Source organism: Streptomyces sp. NPDC002206 (assembly GCF_053593595.1).
The window spans coordinates 67,965-89,283 of record NZ_JBSFCW010000005.1 but is presented as its reverse complement, the minus strand read 5'-3'; the positions used below and the strand labels follow the sequence as shown (position 1 = coordinate 89,283).

Annotated in this window: 17 protein-coding genes, 4 tRNA genes, 1 other RNA gene and 3 pseudogenes; 14 read left to right on the top strand and 11 right to left on the bottom strand. The window is 70.8% G+C overall.

Annotated elements, in window-relative coordinates; genetic code table 11:
* Positions 1 to 30 precede the first annotated feature (30 nt).
* The 3 genes and pseudogenes from ACWCP8_RS12585 to ACWCP8_RS12575 form a co-directional block, all read left to right on the top strand.
* Positions 31 to 759, top strand: a complete 729-nt coding sequence (locus ACWCP8_RS12585; RefSeq protein ID WP_451115838.1) for a hypothetical protein — start codon at positions 31 to 33, stop codon at positions 757 to 759.
* Between the two features lie 39 nt (positions 760 to 798).
* Positions 799 to 2,130: a helicase-associated domain-containing protein gene (locus ACWCP8_RS12580; RefSeq protein WP_451115836.1), complete on the top strand. Its 1,332-nt coding sequence runs from the start codon at positions 799 to 801 to the stop codon at positions 2,128 to 2,130.
* Between the two features lie 122 nt (positions 2,131 to 2,252).
* A pseudogene (locus tag ACWCP8_RS12575) lies at positions 2,253 to 2,864 on the top strand (tyrosine-type recombinase/integrase); the annotation flags it as partial.
* A 78-nt stretch (positions 2,865 to 2,942) separates the two neighbouring features.
* On the opposite strand, the gene ACWCP8_RS12570 reads toward ACWCP8_RS12575, so the two are convergent.
* A tRNA-Ser gene (locus ACWCP8_RS12570) sits at positions 2,943 to 3,030 on the bottom strand.
* A gap of 110 nt (positions 3,031 to 3,140) precedes the next feature.
* On the opposite strand from ACWCP8_RS12570, the gene ffs reads away from it, so the two are divergent.
* From ffs to ACWCP8_RS12540, 6 genes are all read left to right on the top strand, one after another.
* Positions 3,141 to 3,235: signal recognition particle sRNA small type (gene ffs, locus ACWCP8_RS12565), an RNA gene on the top strand.
* A 105-nt stretch (positions 3,236 to 3,340) separates the two neighbouring features.
* Positions 3,341 to 5,497, top strand: a complete 2,157-nt coding sequence (locus ACWCP8_RS12560) for a DNA polymerase III subunit gamma and tau (RefSeq protein ID WP_451115834.1) — start codon at positions 3,341 to 3,343, stop codon at positions 5,495 to 5,497.
* Positions 5,498 to 5,590: 93 nt separating this feature from the next.
* Positions 5,591 to 6,841: a phosphoribosylamine--glycine ligase gene (purD, locus tag ACWCP8_RS12555; RefSeq protein WP_352264163.1), complete on the top strand. Its 1,251-nt coding sequence runs from the start codon at positions 5,591 to 5,593 to the stop codon at positions 6,839 to 6,841.
* A gap of 316 nt (positions 6,842 to 7,157) precedes the next feature.
* A complete protein-coding gene (locus ACWCP8_RS12550) occupies positions 7,158 to 8,927 on the top strand; it encodes a hypothetical protein (RefSeq protein WP_451115831.1) in 1,770 nt (589 codons plus the stop codon).
* 212 nt (positions 8,928 to 9,139) lie between these two features.
* Positions 9,140 to 10,600 carry a N,N-dimethylformamidase beta subunit family domain-containing protein gene (locus ACWCP8_RS12545; protein WP_352264166.1) on the top strand — a complete coding sequence of 487 codons (1,461 nt, stop codon included), beginning with the start codon at positions 9,140 to 9,142 and terminating at the stop codon, positions 10,598 to 10,600.
* 111 nt (positions 10,601 to 10,711) lie between these two features.
* Positions 10,712 to 11,611 carry a phosphoribosylaminoimidazolesuccinocarboxamide synthase gene (locus tag ACWCP8_RS12540; RefSeq protein ID WP_382842590.1) on the top strand — a complete coding sequence of 300 codons (900 nt, stop codon included), beginning with the start codon at positions 10,712 to 10,714 and terminating at the stop codon, positions 11,609 to 11,611.
* 43 nt (positions 11,612 to 11,654) lie between these two features.
* Here ACWCP8_RS12540 and ACWCP8_RS12535 read toward each other — a convergent pair.
* The 8 genes and pseudogenes from ACWCP8_RS12535 to ACWCP8_RS12500 all read right to left on the bottom strand — a co-directional run bounded on the left by ACWCP8_RS12535 (position 11,655) and on the right by ACWCP8_RS12500 (position 14,338).
* Positions 11,655 to 11,730 (bottom strand) — tRNA-Gly (locus ACWCP8_RS12535).
* A gap of 22 nt (positions 11,731 to 11,752) precedes the next feature.
* Positions 11,753 to 12,373: a response regulator gene (locus ACWCP8_RS12530; RefSeq protein WP_451115829.1), complete on the bottom strand. Its 621-nt coding sequence runs from the start codon at positions 12,371 to 12,373 to the stop codon at positions 11,753 to 11,755.
* Positions 12,370 to 13,071 (bottom strand): sensor histidine kinase, encoded by a 702-nt coding sequence (locus ACWCP8_RS12525; RefSeq protein ID WP_451115827.1) that lies wholly within the window; start codon positions 13,069 to 13,071, stop codon positions 12,370 to 12,372. The genes ACWCP8_RS12530 and ACWCP8_RS12525 overlap by 4 nt, the downstream gene beginning before the upstream one ends.
* Before the next feature lie 3 nt (positions 13,072 to 13,074).
* Positions 13,075 to 13,254, bottom strand: a complete 180-nt coding sequence (locus ACWCP8_RS12520) for a hypothetical protein (RefSeq protein WP_451116087.1) — start codon at positions 13,252 to 13,254, stop codon at positions 13,075 to 13,077.
* Between the two features lie 31 nt (positions 13,255 to 13,285).
* Positions 13,286 to 13,498: pseudogene (locus ACWCP8_RS12515) on the bottom strand (ATP-binding cassette domain-containing protein); the annotation flags it as partial.
* A gap of 152 nt (positions 13,499 to 13,650) precedes the next feature.
* Positions 13,651 to 13,723, bottom strand: a tRNA-Gly gene (locus ACWCP8_RS12510).
* 81 nt (positions 13,724 to 13,804) lie between these two features.
* Positions 13,805 to 13,876 (bottom strand) — tRNA-Gly (locus ACWCP8_RS12505).
* 126 nt (positions 13,877 to 14,002) lie between these two features.
* Positions 14,003 to 14,338: a histone-like nucleoid-structuring protein Lsr2 gene (locus ACWCP8_RS12500; protein WP_030979955.1), complete on the bottom strand. Its 336-nt coding sequence runs from the start codon at positions 14,336 to 14,338 to the stop codon at positions 14,003 to 14,005.
* Positions 14,339 to 14,719: 381 nt separating this feature from the next.
* On the opposite strand from ACWCP8_RS12500, the gene purS reads away from it, so the two are divergent.
* The 5 genes from purS to ACWCP8_RS12475 all read left to right on the top strand — a co-directional run bounded on the left by purS (position 14,720) and on the right by ACWCP8_RS12475 (position 19,780).
* Positions 14,720 to 14,980 (top strand): phosphoribosylformylglycinamidine synthase subunit PurS, encoded by a 261-nt coding sequence (purS, locus tag ACWCP8_RS12495; RefSeq protein ID WP_030929711.1) that lies wholly within the window; start codon positions 14,720 to 14,722, stop codon positions 14,978 to 14,980.
* On the top strand, positions 14,977 to 15,657 hold the full coding sequence (gene purQ, locus ACWCP8_RS12490) for a phosphoribosylformylglycinamidine synthase subunit PurQ (RefSeq protein ID WP_356002583.1): 681 nt from the start codon (positions 14,977 to 14,979) through the stop codon (positions 15,655 to 15,657). Before purS ends, purQ begins: the two co-directional genes overlap by 4 nt.
* Positions 15,654 to 17,903 (top strand): phosphoribosylformylglycinamidine synthase subunit PurL, encoded by a 2,250-nt coding sequence (gene purL / locus ACWCP8_RS12485; RefSeq protein ID WP_352264173.1) that lies wholly within the window; start codon positions 15,654 to 15,656, stop codon positions 17,901 to 17,903. Before purQ ends, purL begins: the two co-directional genes overlap by 4 nt.
* A 220-nt stretch (positions 17,904 to 18,123) precedes the next feature.
* Complete coding sequence (locus ACWCP8_RS12480; protein WP_451115824.1) at positions 18,124 to 18,924, top strand: sterol carrier family protein; 801 nt, start codon at positions 18,124 to 18,126, stop codon at positions 18,922 to 18,924.
* Between the two features lie 46 nt (positions 18,925 to 18,970).
* On the top strand, positions 18,971 to 19,780 hold the full coding sequence (locus ACWCP8_RS12475) for an META domain-containing protein (protein ID WP_451115822.1): 810 nt from the start codon (positions 18,971 to 18,973) through the stop codon (positions 19,778 to 19,780).
* Between the two features lies 1 nt (position 19,781).
* Here the strand turns inward: ACWCP8_RS12475 and ACWCP8_RS12470 are convergent.
* Positions 19,782 to 20,590 (bottom strand): annotated as a pseudogene (locus tag ACWCP8_RS12470) (sulfatase-like hydrolase/transferase).
* 197 nt (positions 20,591 to 20,787) lie between these two features.
* Positions 20,788 to 20,880, bottom strand: a complete 93-nt coding sequence (locus tag ACWCP8_RS12465) for a putative leader peptide (protein ID WP_451116068.1) — start codon at positions 20,878 to 20,880, stop codon at positions 20,788 to 20,790.
* Positions 20,881 to 21,319: the final 439 nt, after the last annotated feature.

Here is a 21,319-nt window from a genome sequence, read left to right as displayed (position 1 = left end):
CCGCATGGGGCGACACGGAGGTGCCAGACTGTGACGGTGACAACGCGCGACGAGGAACTGCTGGCCCGGGTCCGGGAGATGAGGGAGCGCGGCAGCGCGCCGAAGCAGATCGCGAAGGCGCTGGGGCTACGCCCGGCCCAGGCGACCGCGCTGGTCAGACGGGTCGCCGAGGCGGCACTGGGGAATATCGCGCCGGATGAGCGGCCGGTGGTGGGCTGCTGGGTCAACGCGGGTTGGAGCGCGGGACTGGACATGGCCAAAGCCCCGGACTGGGCGGCGGCCGACCCCCTCGGCCAGGAGCCGGACCGGGGCACGGGCGGCTTCGCCCAGATTCTCCTGGCCCGCCAGGAACGTGCCAGCAGAGTGACCGTCACCGGGTTCCTGGTGGACGTGTACTGCCTGGGAGTCAAGAACGTCACCGACCCCGAGGTGATGGGGTCCGGATCCCTGACCACTTACGTACCGACGTACTACTCGGCCTTCGATCATCGGCCGGTGCCGATCGGCGTAGAGCAGGCGCAGACGATCGTGCACGATGGCGTCGCCTACGCCCGCGGTCTTGGCTTCGAGCCCTCGGGCGGCTTCGCCGACGCCGCAGTGCACCTGGGCGCCCCGCCCGGCGACCGGCCTGTCATCGGCTTCGGGCGGGACGGCAAGCCGTTCTACTTCTCCGGCCCCTACGACAACCCGCGCAAGGTGGTCCAGACCCTCGAGCGCACCTGCGGGCCGGACAACTACGACTATGTTGCCCATCTGTAGGAACGGGACGAGGGCGGCGCGAAGCGGGGAACAGGAGCAGTGATACCGGTCGAACAGCAGCAGGAGCCCACCGGCACTCCACGGGTCCGGCACACCGAGCACGAGGCGCAGGCCAACCTGCTGACGGTGCTGCGTCTGTGTATGACGGAGAAGTTGCGGTGCAGCGAAAAGACCCGCCGCCCCAGCACCGCCACCGTCTCGGCGGTCGCCGACATCCTGGACGGCGGCGACTTCTATCCGCACGACGCCATCGCCGCCTTCGCCTGGCCGATGCTGCTCCAGGCAGGCGGCCTCGCCCAGCTCACCGGCGGTCGGCTGGTGCTGACCACGCGCGGACGGGCCGCGCTGACCCGGCCACCGCACCTGACCATTCCTCAGCTGTGGCAACGCTGGCTGAACAACAGCCTCCTGGACGAGTTCTCCCGCGTCGAGGAGATCAAGGGCCAGCGCTCGGCGAACGTCCTGACCGCCGCCAAACCGCGCCGCAAGCTCGTCGGCCAGGCGCTGGCCGGCCTCACCCCGGGTGCGTGGATGCCCATCGACGGCCTGTTCACAGACATGCGCGCGGCCGGTCTGGATCCAGTCGTCCACCGCAGTGAACGCGCCCTGTGGAAGCTGTACCTGGAGGATCCGCAATACGGCAGCCTCGGCTACGACGGCTACCACGGCTGGTCCCTCCTCCAGGGTCGGTACACCCTGGCGGTGATCTTCGAGTACGCGGCCACGCTCGGCCTCATCGACATCGAGTACGTCCCCCCGGTGGGCGCCCGCGACGACTACCGGGACAACTGGGGTGGCGACTGCCTCGACCAGCTCAGCCGCTACGACGGCCTGTCCGCGCTTCGCCTCAATCCCCTGGGCGCCCACGCCGCCGGCCTCACGGGCGACTACGCCCCTGCCCAGGTCCCCGCCTCGGTCGTCCCGACGGGCAGGGTCACCGTCCTGGCGAACTTCGACATCGTTGCCCTCGACGGGCTGCCCTCCGTCGACACACTCCTCCTGGACGCCTTCTCCGACCGCAAATCCGACCAGGTCTGGACGCTCACCACCGCGTCTCTTCTGCACGCCCTCGACCGTGGGCACACCCTCGACGAGCTCCGTGGCTACCTGAACCAGGCCGCCTCGCACCCCGTGCCCCAGACCGTCACCACCCTGCTCGACGACACCGGCCGCCGCACCGGCCGACTCCGCGATACAGGGCAGACCCATCTCATCGAGTGCGCGGACGAGGCACTGGCAGCCCTCGCCATCAGCGACCGCCGCTTGCGCGTGCTGTGTACGCGAATCGGCGAGCGCCACCTCGCGGTCTCCCCCGAACGCCTTCCGGCGTTCCGCAAGGCGGCCCTGGCCCTGGGCTACCCGCTGGCCTGATGGCACGAGGAGAGCCGCTTCGGGGCACCTCGTGCCGGGGCCGGGGCGCACATCGATGCGTGCCGAACTGAGACCAGGGCACACCAGAGCGTCGGACCGCTGGGACTCCGGCAGGGGAAGCACTCGGGCTGCGCTGGGCTGACGTCGATACGGCCAACGGCGTCCTGCGGGTCAGGAGGAACCGTCTGCGACCGAAGTACCTGCATGGGTGCGGCGGCGACTGTGGCACGAAGCCGGGCTACTGCAAGAAGCGAGTCAGGAAGAACGAGGACACGGCCAACATGAAGTCGCGCGCCGGCCGCCGCGTTATCGGTGTCCCGGACGAACTGGTGAGGCTTCTGGAGCTCCACCGCCGAGAGCAGGCACGCGAGCGGGCGATCGCGGGGGAGGACTGGCGCGAGTCAGGGTTCGTCTTCACCTCTCCCGTGGGCGAGCCGCTGGTGCCGAGTACGGACTATGACACCTGGAAGCGGCTTCTCGCCGACGCGAAGGTCCGGGACGGACGCCTGCACGATGTCCGGCACACCGCGGCGACGGTTCTGCTCATCCTCGGTGTCCCCGAACAGGTCGGGATGCAGATCATGGGCTGGTCGTCGACAGCGATGGCGGCCCGGCACCAACACGTGACGGGCGGCATCCTCGCCGACGTTGCGCAGCGGGTCGGGGGACTCGTCTGGGAAGGGGCCAAGGAGCCTGACGAGAGTGGCGCGAAGGGCTCCGCAGGGTCTCAATGAGACTGCGAGCCTAGAAGAACGTCGAAGGGCCCCACCGCGAACGGTGGGGCCCTTCAACGTATTGCCCGGTGAGAGCAATGGCGGAGGATACGAGATTCGAACTCGTGAGGGGTTGCCCCCAACACGCTTTCCAAGCGTGCGCCCTAGGCCACTAGGCGAATCCTCCGCGGCAAACAATACAAGACGTTGAGGAGTGCTCGCGAACACGTTCCCCACGGACGGGGTCGGGACGGCAGCCGGTGGACTTGATCGGGGTGGGATCGGCTAAGGTAGGCATCAGCCCCTCACGTGGCGCTATCTGACTGAACTCCCCCAGGGCCGGAAGGCAGCAAGGGTAGGTTGGCTCTGGCGGGTGCGTGAGGGGCCCTTGCGTGTCCGGGGCCTGCGGTGTCTTCCGGTGGTGCGGGGCCGCCCGGGCCTCGGTGGTGTGCCCGGTCCGGGGCCGGTTGTCAGTCCGCCCCGATAACCTCGTAGGTGTGTCGTCCCTTGCGCTGTACCGCCGCTACCGCCCCGAGTCGTTCGCCGAGGTCATCGGGCAGGAGCATGTCACTGACCCGCTGCAGCAGGCCCTGCGGAACAACCGGGTCAATCACGCGTACCTGTTCAGTGGTCCGCGCGGCTGCGGGAAGACGACCAGCGCGCGCATCCTGGCCCGCTGTCTGAACTGTGCGCAGGGGCCGACGCCGACGCCGTGCGGGGAGTGCCAGTCCTGCCGGGACCTCGCGCGCAACGGGCCGGGATCGATCGATGTCATCGAGATCGACGCCGCATCGCACGGTGGCGTGGACGACGCCCGTGATCTGCGGGAGAAGGCGTTCTTCGGGCCCGCGTCGAGTCGTTACAAGATCTACATCATCGACGAGGCGCACATGGTCACGCCGGCGGGGTTCAACGCCCTGCTGAAGGTGGTCGAGGAGCCGCCGGAGCACCTCAAGTTCATCTTTGCGACCACCGAGCCCGAGAAGGTCATCGGCACGATCCGGTCGCGTACGCACCACTACCCGTTCCGCCTCGTGCCGCCGGGAACGCTGCGCGAATATCTCGCCGAGGTCTGCGGCAAGGAGAACAGCTACGTCGAGGACGGCGTGCTGCCGCTGGTCGTGCGGGCCGGCGCCGGATCCGTGCGTGACTCGATGTCCGTGATGGACCAACTGCTGGCGGGCGCCGGCGACGACGGTGTGACATACGCCATGGCGACCTCACTGCTCGGTTATACGGACTTGTCGCTGCTCGACTCCATCGTGGACGCGTTTGCCGCGGGCGACGGGGCCGCTGCGTTCGAGGTCGTGGACCGGGTGATCGAAGGCGGAAACGACCCGCGGCGCTTCGTCGCCGACCTGCTGGAGCGGCTGCGTGACCTGGTGATCCTGGCCGCTGTGCCGGACGCCGGGGAGAAGGGCCTCATCGACGCACCCGCCGATGTGGTCGAGCGGATGCAGGCCCAGGCGTCCGTCTTCGGCGCCGCGGAGCTGAGCCGCGCCGCCGACCTGGTCAACCAGGGACTCACGGAGATGCGCGGGGCGACCTCTCCGCGTCTCCAGGTCGAGCTGATCTGCGCCCGGGTGCTGCTGCCCGCGGCCTTCGACGACGAGCGTTCGCTGCAGGCCCGGCTGGACCGGCTGGAGCGCGGCGCCTCCTTCGCGACCGCCGGGGCCGGGCCCGCCATGGGATACGTACCGGGACCTCAGGCGCAGGCGCCCGTAGCCATGGTTCCGCCGGGTGACGGGGTCGCTGCGGCGCGGGCGGCCGTGCGGGGGGACACCCCCGAGACCGCGCCCCCTGCCGCGCCCGTGCAGCCCGCTCAGCACGCGGCCCCCGCAGCGCCCGCTGCACCTGCCGCTCCCGCTCCGCAGTCGCCCGCCGAGGCTCCCGCGGGTGGGCAGCGTCCCGGGGCCTGGCCCGCCGCAGCCGCGCCGGAGTCCGGGCGCCGCCCCGGTGGCTGGCCGACCGCCTCCGCCCCGGGTCAGGCACCGGCCCCCGTCGCCCCTGCGGCCCCCGCCCCGGCCCCCGCGGCCCCGGCCCCCGCCCCGGGTGCCCCCCAGCCGAGCCCGGGCATGACGCAGGGTGCCGCGCAGGTGCGGAACATGTGGCCGGACATCCTCGAGGCCGTCAAGAACCGGCGCCGGTTCACCTGGATCCTGCTCAGCCAGAACGCGCAGGTCACCGGGTTCGACGGCGCCACCCTGCAGATCGGCTTCCTCAACGCCGGTGCCCGCGACAACTTCGCGAGCAGCGGCAGCGAGGACGTGCTCAAGCAGGCGCTCGCCGAGCAGTTCAACATGCAGTGGAAGATCGAGGCGATCGTCGACCCGTCGGGCGGCGCGGGACAGCCCCCGCAGACCGGCGGTGGCCGCCCGTCCGCCACGCCCGCACCGCAGCGCCCGGCCGCGCCCGCCCCGCAGCAGTACGAGTCCCGGCCCGCTCCGGCCCAGCATCAGCAGCCGGGCGCCGCCCCCGCCGTGGCCCCCGCCCCGCAGCCCCGGACCGCTGCCGAGCCGCCGCGTCCGGTCGCCCCGGAGGACGACACTCCGGAGGCGGACGACCCGGATCTGGTCGACTCGGCGCTCTCCGGTCATGACCTGATCGTCCGGGAGCTGGGGGCCACGGTCGTCGAGGAGTTCACCAACGAGTAGCGCGGGCCGGGCGGGGCCGCGGTACGCCTCACGGGCTGTCCACGGAGCGGCATCCGTCAGGGCCGCCGCGCCCCGGCGGTTAGGCTGCACCCCGTGAAGGTCCTCGTCATCGGCGGCGGCGCCCGCGAACACGCCCTGTGCCGCTCTCTCTCCCTCGACCCCGAAGTCACCGCTCTGTACTGCGCGCCCGGCAATGCCGGCATCGCAGAGGTGGCCGAACTGCACCCGGTCGACGCGCTCGACGGCGACGCCGTCGCGCGCCTCGCCACCGAACTGGGCGCCGAGCTGGTGGTCGTCGGCCCGGAGGCGCCGCTTGTCGCCGGGGTCGCCGACGCCGTGCGCGCCGCGGGCATCCCCTGCTTCGGCCCCTCCGGTGAGGCGGCCCAGCTGGAGGGCTCCAAGGCGTTCGCCAAGGACGTGATGGCCGGGGCGGGTGTCCCCACCGCCCGCAGCTACGTCTGCACCACCCCCGCCGAGATCGATACCGCCCTCGACGCCTTCGGCGCCCCGTACGTCGTCAAGGACGACGGCCTCGCCGCGGGCAAGGGCGTCGTCGTCACGGACGACATCGAGGCGGCCCGCGCCCACGCGCTGGCCTGCGACCGCGTGGTCATCGAGGAGTTCCTCGACGGCCCCGAGGTGAGCCTCTTCGCGATCACGGACGGCACTACCGTGCTGCCGCTCCAGCCCGCCCAGGACTTCAAGCGGGCCCTCGACAACGACGAGGGCCCGAACACCGGCGGCATGGGCGCGTACTCCCCGCTCCCGTGGGCCGATCCCAAGCTGGTCGACGAGGTCATGGAGACGGTCCTCCAGCCGACCGTCGACGAGCTCCGCCGCCGCGGCACCCCCTTCTCCGGGCTGCTGTACGCGGGTCTCGCGATCACCTCGCGCGGCGTCCGTGTCATCGAGTTCAACGCCCGCTTCGGCGACCCGGAGACCCAGGTGGTCCTGGCCCGTCTGAAGACCCCTCTGGCCGGTGTCCTGCTGGGCTCCGCCAACGGCACCCTCGAAGAGCTGCCCCCGCTCAAGTGGCGCGACGACGCCGCGGTCACCGTGGTCATCGCCTCGCACAACTACCCGGACACTCCGCGGACGGGTGACCCGATCCACGGCCTCGACGAGGTGGCGGCGCAGGATGCCCCGGATGCATACGTCCTGCACGCCGGGACCAGGCGCGACGGCGACGAGATCGTCAGTGCGGGCGGCCGCGTGCTGTCCGTGACCGCGACCGGCAAGGACCTCGCCAGCGCCCGTGAGCGTGCCTACACGGCGGCCGCGCGGATCCGGCTCGACGGCTCGCAGCTGCGTACGGACATCGCCCGGAAGGCTGCCGGAGTCTGACCGGGCGGCCCCGGCCGGCCCTGCACATCGCGCCCCCTCGGGCCCGAGGCCCGAGGGGGCGCGGCACGTCCCCGGACGTCCCGGCCCCCTGCCCGAGCGCCTTTGCCCTATGGACACCGGTCCGTCAGCACCTTTGCCCAAAGCCATTCCATCGAGTGACGGCTGAGCCATCCGGATGACGCCCGCCGAGGCCCCAACTAGGGTGCGGCGCAAGCGTTCCGGCACTTGGCCCACCGGCATTGCGATGTCAGTGACGGGTGCCACAGTGGGGGAGTGAGCACTACCGCCGCGGGGGCAGAGGGGGTGACGTCCGGCCGTGTCCGGTACCGGTACTGGTGAGGAGCTGGGTGCGCAGGCTGCGCGCGCCCGAGCTCTCGCGCTGCTGCGCATCCGCAGCAGGGCAACGGCCGCGGCCCTGGTGCCGGCGGCGGTCGCCGTCGTGCTGCTCGTCGCAGGCGCGCAGGGCCGCATCGGCGGTGGCGGTTGGGACGCCGCGCGCTGGGTCGTGACGGCCTGCGCGGCGGTCGTGCTGCTGGGCGCCGCGGCGGTCTCGGTCGCGATCGTACGAGCGAGGCCGGCGGTCAGTCCGACCGTCCCGCTCGCCGAGCAGGCCGCCCCCGATCTCTACCGGCTGGTCCGGGACCTTGCCGACCGGCTCGGCGTACCCGCGCCGTCGGCCATAGCCCTGACACCCGACTGCGACAGCTGGCTGGAGGACCGCACACACCCCTCCGCACAGCCCGCGGAGAGCTCGGCGACCCGGCCCGCCGCCTCCGGTGGCCGTCGTCATCGGGTGCCGGTGGCGCCCGTGCTGGTCATCGGGTCGCCGTTCCTGTGGTGGATGCGGGTTGCTGAGCTACGGGCGGTGCTCGCCCCGGTCGTAGCGGGTACGGGCCCCGCCGCCCACCCCGATATAGCCGCCGCCCGCCGTTTCCTACGAGGGCTGGACGGCGCGGTCGCCGATGCGGCCGTCCCCGCCCCCGGACGGTTCGCGCGGCTGCGCGGGCTGCCGCGCGGCCTCGTCGGCTGGATCGCCCGGCTGCTCCTGCGCAGCTGTCGCGGCCATGCCGCCGCGATGGAGCGGGGTGTCGCCGCCGCCGCGTCCGAGCGTGCACAGGCTGTGGATTACGGGCTGCGGATCGCGGCGCAGGAGCAGGTCGGCCTTGCCTACGCGGGCTGGGACCGGCTGCTCACCCGGGTCGCGCTGCCGGCCTGGCAGATGGGCCGCTGGCCGTCCCGGCTCGACGCGGGCGTCGTCTCCGCCCTCACCGAGCTCTCCCGGCGCGATCGCCTCGCCGAGGGCTTCACCTCCCGACTGGGCGAGCGCCCCGCCTGCGACCTCCTCGAGGAGCCGGGAGCGGCCGACGAGGCAGCCTCGTTGCTCGCCGCCCGCCTCTTCCACGGCGGCCCCGCAGGAACCGGTCCCGACTGGTCCCCGGTCGACTGGCAGCAGTATCCGGAAGAGGTGGTCGACCGGAAGTGGCGTACCGAAGCGGCCCGCCTGCTCCGCGTCCTCGACGCGATGGGCGTACGTCCCGCCCCGGCCGGAGGGCCCGACGAGGCGGTCGGGGGAGCCGGGACCGTCCGGGCTTTCGGGGCACACGGCGCCGATGCCGTCGGTGTGGCCGTGCCCACACTGGCCCGGGTCGTCGAGCAGCTCTCCGGCCCGGACGGGCGGGGCGAAGAGCTCGCGGCCGGGATCAGCGCGGCGGTGGCCCGCGAGGAGGCCGCAGCCCCGCAGCAGCCCCCGGCAGGCTCGCCCGCGGGCGCCGCCTCCGACGGGGACACCCTGGACTTCTGGGGCCCCGACCCCCTGCCGCTCTTCCCGCTCCAGCCGCCCCGTACCGGCACGGAGCTGCTCGCCGACCATGTCGCGGCGATGGTCTGCTGCGCCGCCGTGGACACGGCAGGCGCGGCGCCCGGCCTCGACTGGCTGGACGGGCCGGCCCTGCTGGTCGACGGCGAGCGCCGGGCCGATCTGGGCAGTCCCGTGCTCAGCCTGGTCGAGGACGGGGATGCCGGACCGCTGCGTTGCTGGCTCGCCTCGGTCGGCGTCCGCACCGACAAGCCCGTCCGCCTCGTGTGACCCACGGCCCACCCCGTCTCCGCCCGGCACCGGCCAGTATCCGGAGGGGTTCGTTCCATTCACGCCAATTCGCGACGAACGGTGACGGAGTGCATGCGTTATGTGATGTGCTGGGGATCGACGCTGACAGCCGTCGCACCACAGGCTGACACTCGGCGCACCACAGTCGGCACGTCACCGTTGTCTCGGGGGACTCGAGGGAGGTAAGCGCTATGGGGGCGGAGCAGATTCGTCGGTGGGAATCGGGTGCCCTCGCGCATGCCGTCTCCGACCCCTTCGGCCAGGGCCCCCTGCCCTGGCTGCGCGGCAGTGAGAACTACTTCGACGACACCGGCCAGGTCGTCCCCTGGTACGCGGATCTCGCCCTGGCCCGCGGTACCGGAGGCGGCACCCGTACCGCCGACGACGTACACCGCCAGATCAAGGGCTTCATCTCGACCGGCGCCGCGGCCCCTGGCGAGGCGATCGACTTCCACATCACCGTGGACCCGCCCCAGCAGTTCTCCGTGGACATCTACCGGATCGGCCATTACGGGGGCGACGGCGCCGCCAAGATCACCACCAGTCCGCGGCTCTCCGGGATCGTCCAGCCGCCCCCGCTCACCGCCGACCGGACCGTCTCCTGCCACCACTGGTGGCAGTCCTGGCGGCTGCAGATCCCCACCTACTGGTCGATCGGCGCCTATGTCGCCGTGCTCACCACGGCCGACGGACACCGCTCCCACATCCCTTTCACGGTGCGTGACAACCACCCGGCCGATCTGCTGCTCGTCCTGCCGGACATCACCTGGCAGGCGTACAACCTCTACCCCGAGGACGGCCGCACCGGCGCCAGCCTCTACCACGCCTGGGACGAGCAGGGCCGGCTCCTCGGCGAGGAGGACGCCGCGGTCACCGTCTCCTTCGACCGCCCGTACGCGGGTGCCGGACTGCCGCTCCATGTCGGTCATGCCTACGACTTCATCCGCTGGGCCGAGCGGTACGGCTACGACATCGCCTACGCCGACACCCGTGATCTGCACGCGGGCCGGATCGACGTCAGCCGCTACCGGGGCCTGGTCTTCCCGGGCCACGACGAGTACTGGTCCGTCCCGATGCGCCGCACGGCGGAGGCCGCCCGGGACGGCGGCACCTCGCTGGTCTTCCTCTCCGCCAACACCATGTACTGGCAGGTCAGCCTCTCCCCGTCGCCGTCCGGAGTGCCGGACCGGCTGCTCACCTGCCGCAAGCGCCGCGGCCCGGGGAAGCCCGCGCTCTGGCGCGAGGTCGACCGGGCCGAGCAGCAGCTCCTCGGCATCCAGTACGCGGGCCGGGTCCCCGACCCCCACCCCTTGGTCGTACGGAACGCGGAGCACTGGCTCTGGGACGCGACCGGGGCCGACGAGGGCGACGAGATCGACGGGCTGGTCGCGGGCGAGGCCGACCGCTACTTCCCGCGCACCACCCTCCCCCCGCACGAGAACCGCATCCTGCTCGCCCACTCCCCCTACCAGGACAGCGAAGGCACGACGCGCCACCAGGAGACATCCCTGTACCGGGCCCCTTCAGGCGCCCTCGTCTTCGCCTCCGGCACCTTCGCCTGGTCCCCGGCGCTGGACCGCCCCGGGCATGTGGACCCGCGCATCCAGCGCGCCACCGCCAATCTCCTCGACCGCATCTGCAAACACGCCTGAACGACGCGTCACCGCCGCCACGCACTGCCCCTGCTCCACCCCGCTCCACCCCACCCCATCCGGATACGGGACAATCGGAACGACTCCTGGATCAACCTACGCGGAGGCAGCGTGTCCGGATTCGTAGAAAAGCCCGAGCCCGTGGTGGTCCCCGGACTCACCCACCTCCACACCGGCAAGGTGCGGGATCTGTACCGGAACGAGGCGGGCGACCTCGTCATGGTCGCCAGCGACCGTATGTCCGCGTACGACTGGGTCCTGCCCACCGAGATCCCCGACAAGGGGCGCGTCCTCACCCGGCTGTCGCTGTGGTGGTTCGACCAGCTCTCCGATCTCGTCCCGAACCACGTCCTGTCCACGGAGCTCCCCGCCGGGGCGCCCGCGGACTGGGCCGGCCGGACGCTGATCTGCAAGTCGCTGCGGATGGTCCCGGTCGAGTGTGTCGCCCGCGGCTATCTGACCGGCTCGGGGCTCGTCGAGTACGACGCGTCCCGTACGGTCTGCGGCCTCGCCCTCCCCGAGGGCCTCGTCGACGGCTCCGAACTCCCGGCGCCGATCTTCACCCCCGCCACCAAGGCGGCCGTCGGCGACCACGACGAGAACGTGTCGTACGAGGAGGTGGCCCGCGAGGTCGGCACCGAGACCGCGGCCCGGCTGCGCCGCACCACCCTCGACGTCTACGCCCGGGCCCGGGACATCGCCCGTGAGCGCGGCATCATCCTCGCGGACACGAAGTTCGAGTTCGGCTTCGACGGTGACGAGCTGATCATCGCGGACGAGGTGCTGACGCCGGACTCGTCCCGCTTCTGGCCGGCCGCCGCCTGGGAGCCGGGCAAGGCCCAGCCCTCGTACGACAAGCAGTTCGTACGGGACTGGCTTACCTCGCCGGCCTCCGGCTGGGACCGCAAGAGCGAACAGCCGCCCCCGGCACTGCCGCAGGAGATCGTCGACGCGACCCGGTCGAAGTACCTGGAGGCGTACGAGCTCCTCACCGGCAACACCTGGCAGTAGGACACGAAGAAGGCCCCGGTCACGAGGACCGGGGCCTTCTTCGTGGAGCGAACGACGAGGTTCGAACTCGCGACCTCAACCTTGGCAAGGTTGCGCTCTACCAGCTGAGCTACGTTCGCATGCGCCGAAGCGCGAGAACCACTATACCCATCCTCGCTCCCGCGCGAGACGCACTGCCGCATGACGGTTTTTCGCGCCGAGCTTCGAGGCCGTCGCGGAGAGGTGGTTCCGTACCGTCCCCTGCGACAGGGACGCCCGCTCCGCGATCTCCGCCACCGGCGCCCCGTCCGCCGCCAGTTCCAGTACCTCGGCCTCGCGCACGGTCAGCGGCGAGTCCCCGGCGGAGATCGCGTCGGCTGCCAACTCCGGGTCCACATAACGGTTTCCGGCGTGCACGGTACGGATGATGCCGGCCGGTTGCCGGGCGCTGACCGTCTTCGGCACGAACATCCGTACACCCGCCGCGAGCACCCGCTTCAGATGTCCGGGGCGGCCGAGACCGGTCACGATCATCGTCCGGCAGGCGGGCAGCTCGGCCCGCAGCGATGTGGCCACACTCACACCGTCCGCTCCCGGCATCTGCAGATCGAGTACCGCCACATCGGGGTGGTGGGCCCGCCCCATGGCGAGAGCCTCCGGGCCGGTCGCCGCCTCCGCGACCACCACGAGGTCGTCCTCCAGCGCGAGCAGCGCGGCGAGCGCGCCCCGGATCAGATGCTCGTCGTCGGCGAGCAGCACACGTACGGTCTGCGCGGTCGTCATCGTTCCTCCTTCGAGGGACCCGTGCGCGGCTGCGGTACCGGGATGGTCGCCGTCAGCCGGAAGAGCCCGTTCCCCGCCGGCCCCGCGTCCAGCGAACCGTCCAACGTGTCCAGCCGCTCCCGCAGCTCGGCCGGCCCGGAACCCCGCGCACCGGCCGTCGCCACCGCAGCGCCCGCCCCGTCGTTCTCCACGTCCAGCACCACCGTGTCAGTCGTCCCCCCGAGCCGGATCGTGCAGCGCCGCGGATCGCCGTGCCGCAGCACGTTGGTCGCCGCGTCCCGCACGACCCGGCCGAGCGCCGACTGCACCGGCGTGGGCAGCTCCGCACCGGAGTCCCCCTCGATGCCGCACTCGATCCCCGCCGCCCGCAACACGCTCTGTGCCCCGGTGAGTTCCGTACGCAGATCGGCCTCCCGGTAGCCCCGTACGACATCGCGGATCTCCTGCTGCGAGGCGCGCGCGATCCGCTGCACCCCCACCATCTGGTCCACGGCCTGCGGCCTGCCGCGCTGCGCCGGCTCCACCGCCAGCTCGCTCTTCAACGCGATCACGGCGAGATTGCGGCCCAGCACGTCATGCATGTCCCGGCCGAACCGCAGCCGCTCCTCGGCGACCGCCAGGCGCGCCTGCACGTCCCTGGCCTCCCGGAGCTTCCACATCGCATCCAGCATCCAGGCGGAGCAGCGCGAGGTCAGCACGGTTCAGCCGCCCCAGAAGCCGACCGACACCGGAGCACCGAGCACCAGCTCACGGCCGCCGACGAGCGCGCAGGCCCCGCACACCGCTGCCGGCAGGCCCAAGTGCGCCAGGGCGAGGGTCCGCAGCCGCACACTGAGGCCGCACCACATGCCGAACGGCAGGACGGCGCCGCCGAGCGCCATCCACAGGTCGGGGAACCCGCCCGGCCCGGCACTCGTGGCCCAGCACCCGGACCGTGCCGCTGTCGGGCCGGGTCAGGCCTTCCAGCAGTTCGACGGTGGATGTCTTGCCCGCCCCGTTGGTCCCGGGCAGCGCGAAGATCTCGCCGGGCGCCACGGAGAAGGAGATCCCGGTCACGGCCTCGAAACCGTCGGCGTAGCGTCGCCGTACTCCGTCCGCCTCGATCACGCATTCATCGCTGCTCATGCCTTCAGGCTTCCGCCGGATGGCGGCCGCGAGCAGTGCGAACTGTCGCCACTGCCCATGACAAACGTCATGGGCAGTCACGGAGCAGGGCGCCGGAATACGACGAAGGCCCTGGTCGATATCGACCAGGGCCTTCGAACAACACGATCAAGAGCGGACGACGAGATTCGAACTCGCGACCCTCACCTTGGCAAGGTGATGCTCTACCAACTGAGCCACGTCCGCATTGCTGCCGCTCAGCTTTCACTGGGCGGTGCGAACACCACTCTACCTGATCCACCGCAGTGGTCCATAAGAGTGATGCAGAGCGGGTGACAGGAATTGCACACTGCGCCTTCCCCCTGGAAGGGGGATGTTCTGCTACTGAACTACACCCGCACGCTGCGTGAGGTTCGGCCTTTTCGGCCTTGCCCCTCGGCGTGCTCCAGACTCTAGCCGACCTGATGGGGTGTCGCGCAAGTCGGTGCCTGCGGGGTGTCGTCGCAAGGTGCGTTCCGGTGTCCCTCAACTCGCCTCGCGGAAGGCCTCGTAGACCTTCTTGGGGATCCGGCCGCGGGCCGGTACGTCCATTCGGTGGGACCGGGCCCAGGCGCGCACGGCCGCCGGGTCGGGTGCGAGCGAGGTGTGCCGGTACGACACGGGGGTCTTGCCGTGCTTGCTGGCATTTGTCTGCTTACGGCCGGCTGCCATGTACGGGGCCAGGGCCTTGCGCAGTTTCTTTGCATTGGACGGATTCAGGTCGATCTCGTACGACTTCCCGTCCAGGGCGAAGGCAACCGTTTCCGCCGCTTCTCCCCCGTCGATGTCGTCGGAGAGCGTGACCACTACGCGCTGAGCCACGGATATTGGTCCTTTCCTGCGGCATCGGCGCGTCTGACATGCGCCGATGCCGGCCTTCCGGCTGCTGGGCGGATGGGGGCCGACATGTGTCGACTGTTTAGAGGCAATACTGCTTTCCCTGCTAATCATTTGTACAGCGGTAGGCACCGCATTGTGAAGCCCAGCCAATTAGCTCCGCGTGTCCGCCTTCTATGCGCGATGCTGTGAGGGTTTTTTCGCGGGACTTTTCCCGCACGTTGTCACGGCCGATATCTCCGCGTGATCAGGGCCTGGTGATATCTACCCGCGTAGAATTTCTGGCCAGGTAGGCTGAGGTCACCTGCGGGGGTCTGGGGAACCCCCCGGAGAAACAGCCGCACCACACCACCACCGGGAGTGCCAGTGGCACGCGTCGTAGTCGACGTCATGCTCAAGCCCGAGATCCTCGACCCGCAGGGACAGGCGGTGCAGCGTGCACTGCCCCGTCTCGGCTTCGAGGGAATCGCGGACGTACGTCAGGGAAAGCGTTTCGAGCTCGAGGTCGAGGGGCCGGTCGACGACGCCGCCCTCACCCGTATTCACGAGATGGCCGAGACGTTCCTCGCCAACACCGTCATCGAGGACTTCACCGTGAAGGTGGAGAAGGCCGAGGAGTCGAAGTGACTGCTCGTATCGGAGTCGTCACCTTTCCCGGCACGCTCGACGACCAGGACAGCCTGAGGGCCGTACGCGTCGCGGGCGCCGAACCCGTATCGCTGTGGCACCGCGACAAGGACCTGCACCAGGTCGACGCGGTCATCCTGGCGGGCGGTTTCTCCTACGGCGACTATCTGAGGGCCGGAGCCATCTCCCGGTTCTCGCCGGTCATGGAGAGCGTCATCGAGCAGGCGAAGGCCGGAATGCCGGTCCTCGGCATCTGCAACGGCTTCCAGATTCTGACCGAGGCACATCTGCTGCCCGGCGCGATGCTGCGCAACAACCACCTGCACTTCATCTGCCGTGACCAGAAGCTGCGCGTCGAGAACGCGGAGACGGCCTGGACCTCGGACTACTCCGCGGGCCAGGAAATCGCCGTACCGCTCAAGAACATGGACGGGCGCTACGTCGCCGACGAGCGCGTCCTCGACGAGCTGGAGGCGGAGGGCCGCGTCGCCTTCCGCTACCTGGACGTGAACCCCAACGGTTCGCTGCGCGACATCGCCGGCATCACCAATGCCGCGGGCAACGTCGTCGGTCTGATGCCGCACCCGGAGCACGCCGTCGAGCCGCTGATCGGAACCGGTCGCACCGACGGCCTCGGTTTCTTCACCTCGATCATCAAGAAGCTGGTCAACGCATGAGCCTGGATACGGTCAAGCACGCGGCCGAGACCCCGGACGTCGCGCAGCCCTGGAAGGAGCTCGGCCTCAAGGAGGACGAGTACGCCCGGATCCGCGAGATCCTGGGCCGTCGTCCCACCGGCGCCGAGCTCGCCATGTACTCCGTGATGTGGTCCGAGCACTGCTCGTACAAGAGCAGCAAGGTCCACCTCAAGCAGTTCGGCGAGAAGGTCCCCGCCAACGACGCGATGCTCGTCGGCATCGGCGAGAACGCCGGTGTGGTCGACGTCGGTCAGGGTTACGCGGTCACCTTCAAGGTCGAGTCGCACAACCACCCCTCGTACATCGAGCCCTACCAGGGCGCGGCAACCGGCGTCGGCGGCATCGTGCGCGACATCCTCGCCATGGGTGCCCGCCCCGTCGCGGTCGTCGACCCGCTGCGGTTCGGCGCGGCCGACCACCCCGACACCAAGCGGGTCCTGCCCGGCGTCGTCGCGGGCATCGGCGGGTACGGCAACTGCCTCGGTCTGCCGAACATCGGCGGCGAGGTCGTCTTCGATGCCTGCTACCAGGGCAACCCGCTCGTCAACGCCGGCTGCATCGGCGTGATGAAGCACGAGGACATCCACCTCGCCAAGGCCTCCGGTCCCGGCAACAAGGTGATCCTGTACGGCGCCCGCACCGGCGGCGACGGGATCGGCGGCGTCTCGGTCCTGGCCTCGGAGACCTTCGAGTCGACCGGCCCGGCGAAGCGTCCGGCCGTCCAGGTCGGCGACCCGTTCCAGGAGAAGCTCCTGATCGAGTGCACCCTGGAGATCTTCGGCGAGAAGCTTGTCGCCGGTATCCAGGACCTCGGCGGCGCGGGCCTCTCCTGCGCCACTTCGGAGCTGGCCTCGGCAGGCTCCGGCGGTATGCGCGTCGAGCTGGACACCGTTCCGCTGCGCGACTCCTCCCTCTCGCCCGAGGAGATCCTCATGAGCGAGTCGCAGGAGCGCATGTGTGCGATCGTCGAGCCGGACAAGGTCGGCCGCTTCATGGAGATCTGCGAGAAGTGGGACGTCATCGCCACCGTCATCGGTGAGGTGACGGAGGGCTCGCAGCTGGAGATCTTCTGGCACGGCGAGCAGATCGTCGACGTGCCGCCGCGGTCCGTCGCCCACGAGGGCCCGACATACCACCGCCCGTTCGCCCGCCCGTCCTGGCAGGACGCGCTGCAGGCCGACGACGCGAACAAGCTGGCACGCCCGGCGAACGCCGCCGAGCTGCGCGAGCAGGTCCTCAAGCTGGTCGCCTCGCCGAACCAGGCCTCCAAGGCGTGGATCACGGACCAGTACGACCGGTTCGTGCAGGGCAACACGGTGCTCGCGATGCCCGAGGACGCCGGCATGGTCCGGATCGACGAGAAGTCGAACCTGGGCGTGGCCATGGCGACCGACGGCAACGGCCGGTACGCGAAGCTCGACCCTTACACGGGCGCGCAGCTCGCACTGGCGGAGGCGTACCGCAATGTCGCCACCTCCGGTGCCAAGCCGCTCGCCATCTCGGACTGCCTGAACTTCGGTTCGCCCGAGGACCCGGATGTCATGTGGCAGTTCGCCGAGACCACCCGTGGTCTCGCGGACGGCTGCCTGGAGCTCGGCACCCCGGTCACCGGCGGCAACGTGTCGCTGTACAACCAGACCGGTGAGACGGCGATCCACCCGACGCCGGTCGTGGCCGTGCTCGGTGTGATCGACGACGTGACACGGCGTACGCCGGTCGCCTTCAAGGAAGAGGGCCAGCTCCTCTACCTGCTCGGCGACACGCGTGAGGAGTTCGGCGGCTCGGCCTGGTCCGAGGTCGTCCACAACCACCTCGGCGGTCTGCCGCCCAAGGTCGACCTGGGCCGCGAGAAGCTGCTCGGCGAGATCCTGATCTCGGCGTCCCGCGACGGCATGGTCGACGCGGCGCACGACCTCTCCGACGGCGGTCTGATCCAGGCGGTCACCGAGTCCTGCCTCCGTGGCGGGAAGGGTGCCCGGCTGGTAGTGCCGGACGGTCTGGACGCGTTCACGTTCCTCTTCTCGGAGTCGGCGGGCCGCGCGGTCGTCTCGATCCCGCGCAGCGAGGAGCTCCGCTTCAACGACATGTGCGGGGCGCGGGGTCTGCCCGTCACCCGGATCGGTGTCGTGGACGGCGAGGAGATCGAGGTCCAGGGCGAGTTCAGCATTCCGCTGAGCGAGCTCCGTACGGCGCACGAGGCGACGATTCCGGGTCTGCTCGCCTGAGTCGGTTCCGTGCCAGCGCTTTGAGCGAGCCCCCGTCCGGTCCACCGGGCGGGGGCTTCGTCATTGCACGCGTACCGGTGCCGGATCGGTCCTCGGCGGTGGTGAGCGGCAGCGCCGGTGCGGCTCGGAGCCCTCGGCCCGCTGCCTGTCCCGATCACACCGTGACCGGCTGCTCCCGACTGGGGCACGGCGCCTGCCGACTGCCCGTAGGCTCGCTGCCATGCCGCCGTCCCAGAAGCGCGCCCGCCGCTACGACCTCGTCCGGACCCGCACCGCCGTGCAGGCGCAGTTCGCCCATGTCCGGGCCGCGGTCGGCACTCTGACGCCGGATCAGCTGGCTCTGCCGACCCGGCTCGGGGAGTGGACGGTGCGCGATCTCGCCGCCCATCTGACGATGGCTGTCTCGAACGCCTGCCGGAACCTGGAGCTGCCGGAGCCGCCCGGCGAGAAGCCCGGCCTCACGCTGCTGGAGTGGCCGTTCTCGACCGCCGGGCGGGCCGGCCGGATCACCGAGGACACCAAGGCGCTCGCCGCGGACCGCCCCGATCTCGACGCGTTGTACGCGGAGGTCGCCGACCGGTTCGAGGCGGTGGTGCCGGGCGCGGGCGAGGACCGGCTGCTGCCCACCCGGGTGGGCGTGATGCGGCTGGGCGACTTCCTCGTCACCCGCACGGTCGAACTCGTCGTGCACACGGACGACCTGAACGCGGCGACCGGGCTGGACATCCCGTACGACCGGCAGGCCCTCGCCGCCTGCACCCGGCTGCTCACGGACGCCCTCGCGGAGAAGGCGCCCGGCGGTTCGGTCGAGGTGCGCGTCCCGCCGTTCGCCGTCGTCCAGTGCGTCCAGGGTCCCAAGCACACCCGCGGTACGCCGCCCAATGTCGTCGAGACCGATCCGCTGACCTGGATCCGGCTTGCCACCGGGCGTACCCAGTGGTCCCGGGCGCTCGACGAGGCGAAGGTCAGCGCGAGCGGTGAACGGGCCGACCTGGGTGACCTGCTGCCACTGCTCGGTTGACATGGGCGGGGGGAACCGGATCGGCCCCTCATACCGTCACATGACCATGTTCGGACAACGTATGGTTGTCAGCGTCCTGGCCCTCCTCACCCTCGCCGCGTGCGGTACGGAGTCGGGTTCCGGCTCCGGCGACGGCAGCGGCACCGTACGGACCGACCTGCCCGTCACCGGCGTTCACTGGAACGTCGATTCGGTGACGGTCGGAGGAAAGAGGACTGCGGCCCCGGACGGCGCCCAGGTCACGATCACGCCCGACGGCAGGGCCACCGGGAACTTCGGCTGGAACCACTTCACTGCCGCGGTCCGCGTGGACGGCGACACGGTCACCGTGAAGCCGGCCACGACCACCGAGATGGGTTGCGAGAAGGATCTTCAGCAGTTCGAGCGGGCCCTGTCCAGCACGTTCAGCGGCAGCCTCACCGCCGCCGTGACGGAGAAGCACCTGACCCTCACCACGGCGAAGGGCGACTCCATCGCCTTCACCTCGGAGCCTTCTGCCCCGCTCATCGGCACCACCTGGACCGTCACCGCTCTGGTTTCCGGCTCGACCGCCTCGTCGCTGCCCGCCGGTGCGGAGAAGAAGGCGCAACTGAGCTTCGGCAAGGACGACTCCGTGCAGGGCAGCCCCGGCTGCAACCATGTCCGCGGCGCCGCGACGGTCTCCGGCTCCGCCATCACGTTCGGCCGGATCAACGGCACCAAGATGATGTGCCCGGATCCGCAGATGAAGGTGGAACGCGCGCTGCTCGCGATCCTGGACGGGAGGACGACGTACAGGATCGCTCACCGCACGCTGACCCTCACCGCGGCGAACGGAGAGGGATTCAGCGCCACGGCACCCGCACCCGGGAAGTGAGTCAGGACCCCGTCGCGTACGGCAGCAGTCCGGCGTCCGTCCTCTCCCAGGACGCCCGCAGCTCGGCCAGCAGCTTCGGCTCGGCCTGTGCCCGGTCCGCCTGTTCCCGCTGGTCATGGGCGAGCTGGAACAGCTGGTCGGCCCCGCCCTTGCCCCGGTAGTACTTCCAGTCGCCGCGTCGCAGCGCCCGCTCCCCGCGCACCCGCCAGAACAGATCCCGCTCCTTCGGCTCCTCGCCCCTCAGCAGGTATCCGGCGAGGCTGATGCCGTCCAGCGGGTACTTCTCGACCGAGCCGCCGTCCGCGTGGAACAGCCCCGTCAGGCCCCCGGCCCTGATCCTGCGGACGATCTCGGCGCTCTCGGCCGTGTCGCCCTCCGCGATCCACGGCCAGTGCGGGGTGGTGAAGTTGAGTTCGAGCAGCCACGGCCTGTTGTGGTCGCGGAGCCGGCGTAGGCGTCCGTGAACCGCACGCCCTGGCGGCCGAGACGGTCCAGGTTCGGGGTGTGGATGTGCGGGGAGCTGTACGAGGAGAGGTCGGCCCAGCCGAGGTCGTTGCCGAGGATGAAGAGGATGTTGGGCCGCCGGGAGTGTTTGCCGCGGGCCGCCCGGAAGGGGCGCTCACGGGCGGCCTCGGCGGAAGCCGCCGCAGCCGCTGAGACAGGCGTGGCGGCGGAGGCGGGGGTGGCGACGGCCGGGATTCCGACTGCGGCGGTCGCGGCGGTCGCGCCGACGGCGGTCCCGAAGGCGCGCCGGGTCAGTGGCATCGAATCCGTACCTTTGTTCGAACTGCTTGAATCGCGAGAAGGCATGACTGCTCCAGGGCAGGGCTCGGCCGTGCACGGCGGGCGGTGGAGGAAAGGCCTGGGCGGACCCGTCAGGCGTCACATGCGGACGCGTACGTGGGTGCGAGTGAGGGAGAGCGGGGGCGGGGGCGGAGGGCGCCGACGCGGGGGGCGGGCTCGGCACCGTCAACAGGCGCGCGTCGACGCGCGCCGCGTCGCGGAAATCAGGTGCAGCGACAGATGGCGCTCGCGACACGTCCCAGATCGATGTGGCGACGCTCCGCGAGCGTGACCGAACGGTCACCGAGAGGCTGTATGGGTCAGGAGCCTGCCAAGGGGGCATGCGCCTGTCAACGCCGGTCTCGCACTCCGGACGCCGGCCGACGCACCGCGGGGCAGCGAGATCCCGAATCCGGGGCGGCGTGATCCGAAACCTGGGCCCGGTGCAATCCGGGAACCGAGGCGTGGTGGCGGGGAAAGCCGCATACCGCCCCGTCGGCCCCTCGTCCGGTGTGAGGCTCACCACGAAACGAGCGTTCGGCCAGCGCCTTCCCGGTCCGCCGACCGACTCGCCGAGCGCGCGCCCGGCCCTGCAGCCCCCGTGACACCCTTATGGCCGGAACCGGTCGGTAACCCGCCGCCAGGCCAGGCCTCAACCGCCCCGCAGCCTCTCCCGCGCCACGTCGTGGGTGCCCGCAGCCGAAAGCCTTCACCGTCGGTGACCGCTTGATCAACCCCGGGAAGGGCGTTTCGGTG

Excerpts from the sequence above, each read along its gene's own strand:
- ACWCP8_RS12530 (WP_451115829.1), bottom strand. The coding sequence starts at position 12,373 with ATGACGACCGCGCAGACCGTACGTGTGCTGCTCGCCGACGACGAGCAT.
- ACWCP8_RS12480 (WP_451115824.1), top strand. The coding sequence starts at position 18,124 with ATGCCGCCGTCCCAGAAGCGCGCCCGCCGCTACGACCTCGTCCGGACC.
- purL (WP_352264173.1), top strand. The coding sequence starts at position 15,654 with ATGAGCCTGGATACGGTCAAGCACGCGGCCGAGACCCCGGACGTCGCG.
- ACWCP8_RS12520 (WP_451116087.1), bottom strand. The coding sequence starts at position 13,254 with ATGGCGCTCGGCGGCGCCGTCCTGCCGTTCGGCATGTGGTGCGGCCTC.
- ACWCP8_RS12545 (WP_352264166.1), top strand. The coding sequence starts at position 9,140 with ATGGGGGCGGAGCAGATTCGTCGGTGGGAATCGGGTGCCCTCGCGCAT.
- ACWCP8_RS12475 (WP_451115822.1), top strand. The coding sequence starts at position 18,971 with ATGTTCGGACAACGTATGGTTGTCAGCGTCCTGGCCCTCCTCACCCTC.